Raw genomic sequence first — 6,827 nt, 5'->3', positions numbered from 1 at the left:
ACCTCTTTTGTTTTGATTGAGATTCGATACCTTTATCAAAACCGGTAACTCTCACTTTTGCAAGTGATGTGTCAGATCAAGTCGGAACTAATACAGCTTATGACGGGACTTTTAGGTTCCCTAGCGTTGGGGCCTGCTGGCATAAAAGCGGCTCTACCTTCACTTGTACCTATTCTTAAAACTGTTCTTCAGATAGTCGCAGCTTGGCCTGTTTCTTCGTCCAGCTCCTATTTCTTCAGTATACTCGGACAGTTCTTTTTTCCAGATAAAATAGAAAAACCGCAATCCGGTCCGGAGGGTCAATGGTCCTGGATTGTTCCTGACCAACTTGCTCCAAATACTAATTACACACCTTCCTACATAATTGGACATGGTATGAAACCGATCATGTTTCCTGTAGGTCTGTGGAGGTTGAAATACACCTCAGCCGACCAGAGCCAAGAAACGGAGAAAGACTGTCCTTTAGTACCACACATTGTTCCTATCCAGATGATGCAGATCGGTCAGATTTCGATTGTCGGTGTTCCCGCTGAATTTACAACCACTGCTGGGCGCCGTCTCAAGGCAAAACTGCGCGAGATATTAGGACAAGAAAATGCCCGCATCGTAATTTCAAATTACAGCAATGCCTATTCAGGATATGTTACCACCGCAGAAGAGTATGCTATCCAGGAATATGAGGGGGCATCAACACTATATGGCCCCTACACGCTGGATGCTTATTTGCAGGAGACTGGTAAGTTGGCATATGCTATCAAAACAGGAACCAGCAGTCAGTTTAAATCACCGTTGTTTGAACCACCGTTTGATGTACCAGCAGTGTATAAGAAACCATAGGGATAGTTTTAAAAGGACAGACATGGGCGCGCTGCACTTTGTGAGGTATGCTGATTTTCATGGAGTCCGAAGTTTCATAAAATGAAGACATGAAATGGAGGATGGATATGGAATTACCCCGCACACACTATAGTCAGGAATTTCGGAAGGAATCGGTTAAGTTTTTCAAAGAAAGTGGATTGACTCTGGTTGAAGCAGCAAAATGACTGTCGTCAGCCAAGAAGTCGCGATGAGATATGGTTCGGGCGAGTGCGCCAAGGAAGAGAGCTCGTGGATCATATAGTTTTTTGTCGTCGGGATAAATAGTACGTGGACTGCCTAGCTCATCCAGGCCATCAAGTGGAAACAGTAGTTGTTCGTTTCGGAGCTTTGGCTATGGCGAGACGCGCCCTACCCAATCCAGGATTGGTAAGTGTAAATCCCAGCTGGCGATGCTTGCCAGCCCCCGGGGCGCTGAGCAACAGAATCCGTTTGCGATGCGAACGAAAAACATCCTTAAATCTCTGCGGGCTTAATTCTCCGTTGCTTGGGGCGTAAGCTGATTGAAAGCCAGCAGATTGAAGAACGCAGTTAATACCCCGCTGCTTGCGGCGGGGTGCTTTATTCTTTAACTTACAACCACACCATCAAGCCCATTTCCAATGGATGGGTCAGTAGTGGATGATAAGGATAAATACGAATGAAATATTCCTGTTTGCCGCATAATTCCGGCATCAGTTTGAGTTCGAACAGATGTTCATCCGCATCCTGAGTGCCGGTAAATTCGAACTTGAAATGCTGGAAGTTGCGTAAGCGCGTAGTTTTAAATTGGCGGCATATCAGCAGTTCAATGACGACATCTTCATGCGACAAGTTGTTTAGTCTGGCGGCTATTTTGAAGTTCAACGTTTCGTTAAATGGTACACGTTCACGCACAGGATCCAGGCGGCGCAGTTTGATGCCATGCCACGCATTTCTTATTTTGGTTTTCCATGCGGCAATATTTTTTGCTTCAGCGTAGTCATTGGCAGCGTATAGTGCGCCTTTTTTACTGGCCGGATAATAAAAATTAGTCACATATTCACCGACCATGCGAGTTGCGTTGTACCGTGGCAGCACCGACATCATGGAACGTTTGGCCATTTTTACCCATTCAGGCGAGTAGCCGAGCTTGCCATAGTTGTAATACAACGGCACGACCTGATCTTGCAAGATTTCATACAGCGCCCTGCCTTCTTCCTGATCGCGCAACACGCCCTCCATATCCTCCGGTCCCGGTTTGATCGCCCATCCGTTCTTTCCGTCGTAGCCTTCTCCCCACCAGCCGTCCAGCACGCTCAGATTGATTGCGCCGTTAATTCCCGCTTTCATGCCGGATGTGCCGCTGGCTTCCAGCGGATAGATCGGGTTGTTAAGCCAAACATCCACACCGGCAACCAAGCGTCGGGCAAGCCTCAAGTCGTAGCCTTCGACCAATAACAATCGGCCTTCAAATTCTGGAAGGTGCGCGATTTGACTGATGCGCCGGATGAGATCCTGTCCCGGTACATCGGCAGGATGCGCTTTGCCGGCAAAAATCAGTAGTACAGGCCGTTCCTGATCCAGAATGATTTTGCGTAGCCAGTCGAGATTATCGAATAGCAGCGCGGCGCGTTTGTAAGTGGCGAAACGACGGGCAAAGCCTAACGTCAGGATATTCGGATTAATCGGATCGACAAACTTCAGGAGTCGGTCGAGATGCGCTTCCGAGCCGCGATTTCTAGTGTTTTGCTCAGTGATGCGCGAACGGATGCCGTGGAACATTTGCGATTTTAACGACTGCCGCACGCTCCAGAACAAATGATCAGGTATAGCATCAATGCGCGTCCAGTACTGATTGTCACGCATTTTATTGCGCCATTCATGGCCGATATAACGGTCAAACAGATCGGACCATTCTTGTGCCAGAAAGGTTGGTACATGAACGCCATTGGTAATATAGGCGATGGGATTTTCTTCCGGTTCGATTTGTGGCCACAGATCCCGGCAGATGCTGGCGGATACCCCGCCGTGTATTTTGCTGACACCGTTGTGTGTGCGCGAGCCATGAATCGCTAAGGCGGTCATATTAAAATCGGGGCTGCCGGACACATGGCCGAGCGCCATGAATGTTTCACGGGAAATGCTGAGACCGCGATAAAAGTTGTCGAAATAGGTGTGCATGACGTCCGGACTGAAATGATCGTGCCCGGCGGGAACGGCTGTATGTGTCGTGAAAACTGTATTGACTGCCACGCTTTCCAGTGCGCTGGCAAAGTCGAGTCCTTGCTGCACCAGATTGTGGATGCGTTCAAGAATCATGAACGCAGCATGGCCCTCATTGATATGCCAGATGGTTGGTTGTATGCCCAGTGCCTGGAGTGCGCGCACACCGCCCATGCCCAGAACAATCTCCTGCTCGATGCGCATAATCTTGTCGCCACCGTATAGGTTGTGCGTGATATAGCGATCTTGTGGAGAATTTTCCGGTAAGTCGGTGTCGAGTAGATACAGTGTGACATGACCGATTTGCGCCTGCCAGATTTTTGCAACCACATTGCGGTGCGGTAATGTGATTTCAATATGCAGACCCGAACCATCCTCATGCAGCACCGGCGTGACCGGAAGATCCTCGAAATCCGACATGGTGTAGGTAACTTGCTGGTTACCCTGGATATCGATCGTTTGCGAGAAATATCCTTGGCGATAGAGTAAACCGATGGCTACAAACGGTAGATGCAAGTCGCTGGCTGCTTTGCAATGATCGCCGGCGAGAATGCCCAGACCACCAGAATAAATCGGCAGACTTTCATGAAAACCAAATTCAAAACAAAAATAAGCAACTTGATCTTGTGCGCTTAAATTGTCGGTATCGGTACTGCTTTGTACAGATGGCGCATCATGATACGAATCATAAGTCGACAGAATGCTATTGTAGGTAGCGAGGAACACCCGGTCTTCCGTTGCTCTTAGCAGCACCGACTCATCCACGCGCTTGAGAAATGCCTTGGGGTTATGTCCTACTGCTTCCCACAAATGCGGATCCAATCGCGAAAACAGCGTGCGCGTGGCACGGTCCCAGCTATACCAGAGATTATTGGCCAATTCTTCCAAGCGCTTAAGGCGCGGTGGTATTTTAGGATTAACGGTGATGGTGAAAGCAGTGCGTGAAAACATGGAGATTCTCCTGGATGGAAATTATTTTTATTACTACGGGTGGGTTAACCCATTGAGTGAAATATCGGGCATTCAAACTTACAATTGCCAAATTCTCAATTTTAACTATTTATTGAGTAGATTATGTACTGCCCGTTGTGCACCGAGCAAGCTAATTTCAGGGTTTGTGATGATATGTACCGGAATTTCATGCATCAGTGCGGAAAATCTTCCTTTATCGCAAAAGGCGCGCATGAAGTCGCCTGACTTGAGGGTATTGATTATTTTGGGTGCAATGCCGCCGGCAATGTATACACCACCACGGCATAATCCCGCCAATGCTAGATTACCCGCATAAGCGCCATAAATTTCAGCAAATATATTCAGAGACTTGATGGCCAGCGGATGTTGGTGGGTCTGCGCCAGTGTCGTGACGGTAGCGCCGCTATCTTCTTTAAGCGTTGGCGCTGCCAAGCCTGACGGTGTTTTTTGATTCGTTTGCAGAAAATTAAAAATGTGCGTTAGTCCCGAACCGGATAGCAAACGCTCCACCGACACATGGCCGAATTTATGCTGAAGCGATTCAAGCAGATCGATTTGCAATGGGTTGGACGGCGCGAAATCTATGTGACCCGCCTCGGTCGATAATGCGAAGTAACGATCTTCCAAGCAGGCAAGCCACGCTACTCCCATGCCTGTGCCTGCGCCCAGAATGACACGCATTGCTTGTGCATGGGGTTGCCCTGCTTGCAGTGTCATCAGATCGTCAGGCGAGAGTGTTTCAACAGCCAATGCAGCTGCTTCAAAATCATTGATGAGCTTGACCTTGGGAATTGAGAATTCGTGCGCAATATCAGCACTATTGATGTGCCAGCGCAGATTGGTTAATTTGACTTGTTGTGCGATGATGGGGCCTGCTATTGCAAAGCACGCTGCTAAGGGAGGATCTGCCAAGTCGGCTCGATTCAGGAAATCCCGTAAGACGTCGGAGAAAGTTGCGAAGCTTTGACTCTCATAGTACTGCGTGAATGGCCGCTGGATTTCTCCAGCGATTATTTCAGTCAGTTGCAGAATGGTTTTGGTGCCACCGATATCGCCGTAGATAAATTGTTTGTTCATCAAGTAAGTATCAATTCAGGAAATTCAAATAGGCTGTAGCGTGAGTATACATCGACTGACTTATTTTCTCCGCTATCGATGCCATTTGACAACCACTGACGCATTCAGTACATTTTTCCCAATATTGGCAGCTGTTGATTTTTCAGTCTCTTTGATCAAAATTTTTTAGGTGTTATGTTGACGCTATGGTTGATCTATTGATTATCGCTAAAACGAGTAATGCTGACCTGGTGCTCTTGCCGGCGATGGCAACGCGGCATGGTTGTATTACCGGTGCCACCGGTACCGGCAAGACAGTGACGCTGCAAAAGCTGGCGGAAGGTTTTTCCAGTATGGGTGTGCCGGTGTTTATGGCGGATGTCAAAGGTGATTTGACGGGTATTTGTAAACCCGGGTCGCTGACAAACAAAATGGCGATGCGACTGAATCAATTAAAAATGGATCCCCCACAATGGCAAGGTTTCCCGGTGACTCTATGGGATGTGCTGCAGGAAAACGGCCACCCGCTGCGCGCCACAATTTCCGATATGGGGCCGCTGTTGCTGGCGCGCCTGCTGAGTCTGAATGAAACGCAAGAGGGTGTACTGACGCTGGTTTTTAGAGTGGCCGACGATCATGGACTGCTGTTGCTCGATCTGAAGGATTTGCGTGCATTGCTGCAATTTGTCGGTGACAATGCAAGCCAGTTCAAAACCCAATATGGGAGCGTCTCATCGGCCTCGATTGGTGCGATCCAGCGGGGCTTGCTGCAAATAGAAGAGCAGGGGGGAGAAAAATTCTTTGGCGAGCCGATGCTGAACATCGAAGACTTGATGCAGACCATCGACGGCAAAGGCGTTGTCAATATTCTGGCAGCTGACAAGCTGCTCAATTCACCGCGACTCTACAGTACCTTTTTGCTGTGGATGCTGTCCGAATTGTACGAAAATCTGCCGGAAACCGGCGACCGCGAGAAGCCTAAACTGGTGTTCTTTTTCGATGAGGCGCATTTATTGTTCAGCATGGCGTCGCCTGCGTTGCTGGAAAAAATCGAGCAAGTGGTACGGCTGATTCGCTCCAAAGGTGTGGGGGTTTATTTCGTTACGCAGAATCCTTTCGATATTCCGGAAAAAGTATTGAGTCAACTGGGGAATCGCGTGCAACATGCGTTGCGGGCTTTTACCCCGCGCGATCAGAAAGCGGTGAATGCGATTGCCGAAACCATGCGGCCTAATCCGAAATTGAATGTTAAACAGGCCATTCTCGAGCTGTCCGTTGGCGAGGCATTGGTTTCCTTTCTCGATGCCGACGGTTCGCCTTGCATGACCGAACGTGCCATGATATTGCCACCGGTCAGTCAAATCGGCCCGATTACAGTGGACGAGCGCAAGGAATTGATGCGGTCGTCGATCGTTGCCGGTGTTTACGAGCAGGAAATCGACCGCGAAAGCGCTTTTGAATTGCTGAGAGCGCGTGGCGGGACTGAAAAATCGCTTGGCCATTCAGCGCAAGCGGACGGTTCCGGAAGTTTGCGCAAACCCGCAGACGAAGGAATTCTGGCCGATCTAGGCGATTTACTGCTGGGCTCGTCCGGCAAGCGCGGCGGGCGCCGTGAAGGGGTGATTGACGCATTCGCAAAAAGCGCCGCCCGTTCGGTGGGGACGTCCATCGCACGCGAGATTACCCGCGGTTTGCTCGGGTCGATATTGGGGCAAAAACGGCGTTAGTTCGAATGGATT

The 6,827-nt window shown here is 49.2% G+C and carries 4 protein-coding genes; 2 read left to right on the top strand and 2 right to left on the bottom strand.

What is annotated here, in order from left to right; genetic code table 11:
* The first annotated feature begins 99 nt into the window (after nucleotides 1-99).
* Nucleotides 100-837, top strand: coding sequence for a neutral/alkaline non-lysosomal ceramidase N-terminal domain-containing protein (locus C8R34_RS06150; RefSeq protein WP_165872537.1), 738 nt, complete (start codon nucleotides 100-102; stop codon nucleotides 835-837).
* A gap of 612 nt (nucleotides 838-1,449) precedes the next feature.
* Here C8R34_RS06150 and glgP read toward each other — a convergent pair.
* Both glgP and glk read right to left on the bottom strand, forming a co-directional pair.
* Nucleotides 1,450-4,011: an alpha-glucan family phosphorylase gene (glgP, locus tag C8R34_RS06145; RefSeq protein WP_110338854.1), complete on the bottom strand. Its 2,562-nt coding sequence runs from the start codon at nucleotides 4,009-4,011 to the stop codon at nucleotides 1,450-1,452.
* 105 nt (nucleotides 4,012-4,116) lie between these two features.
* Nucleotides 4,117-5,109, bottom strand: a complete 993-nt coding sequence (glk, locus tag C8R34_RS06140; RefSeq protein WP_110338852.1) for a glucokinase — start codon at nucleotides 5,107-5,109, stop codon at nucleotides 4,117-4,119.
* A 185-nt stretch (nucleotides 5,110-5,294) separates the two neighbouring features.
* On the opposite strand from glk, the gene C8R34_RS06135 reads away from it, so the two are divergent.
* Complete coding sequence (locus C8R34_RS06135; protein WP_110338850.1) at nucleotides 5,295-6,815, top strand: helicase HerA-like domain-containing protein; 1,521 nt, start codon at nucleotides 5,295-5,297, stop codon at nucleotides 6,813-6,815.
* The last annotated feature ends 12 nt before the right edge of the window (nucleotides 6,816-6,827 follow it).

The organism is Nitrosomonas sp. Nm84 (genome assembly GCF_003201565.1).
GTDB lineage: Bacteria > Pseudomonadota > Gammaproteobacteria > Burkholderiales > Nitrosomonadaceae > Nitrosomonas.
Note: the sequence above shows the minus strand (reverse complement) of the source record. Positions and strands in the feature narration are given on the sequence as shown.